Source organism: Vibrio sp. 2132-1, assembly GCF_033344315.1.
The window spans coordinates 1-603 of sequence record NZ_JAWPON010000560.1 but is presented as its reverse complement, the minus strand read 5'-3'; the positions used below and the strand labels follow the sequence as shown (position 1 = coordinate 603).

The following is a 603-nucleotide window of genomic DNA, read 5'->3' as shown; positions in this document are numbered from 1 at the left end:
CTATGGACTTGAAAAAAGGTGGATATATCTTCGATACTGGGGATTCAATCAAAGATCGAGAACTAAATGCGGTTACCCTTGAAAGCTGGCAAGAAAGAGATCTAAAAGAAACCAAAAATCGAATGCTTGCTGCTGGCTACGCAACTTATAGAGACATTGAGTATTTAGCACTGAAAGCACTTACCGAAGAGAAATTTGAAAAATTTGTTCAACTATTCGCAAAAAAATATCCGTTAATAATTGTGGATGAGTGCCAAGATCTTTCTTTTGAGCAGCTTATGATTCTCCAATGTCTCTCAGATGTTGGTATTAAACTGCATTTTGTTGGTGACCTTCACCAAGCTATATATGGATTTAGAGACGTTGCCCCCGAGGAGATCAGTAAATTTGTAGGAAACAACGATTTCGTTTCACTTGAGTTAACTAGCAATTTCCGAAGTTGTCAAAATATCATCAACCTATGTGAAAAACTAACAGGTCGTAGAGATATTATCGGGCAAGTTACGTGGTTAGAGCCAAAATGTTTCATTGCCCAGTATGATAGCTGCCCAACGGAACTGATTAGTACATTTGAAAAACTATGTAACGGTTATAAAAATAACA

Annotated in this window: 1 protein-coding gene; it reads left to right on the top strand. The window is 37.0% G+C overall.

The window, feature by feature from the left end; translation table 11 throughout:
* On the top strand, positions 1 to 603 hold a 603-nt coding region (locus R8N47_RS26640), incomplete at both ends, for a UvrD-helicase domain-containing protein (protein WP_318186289.1).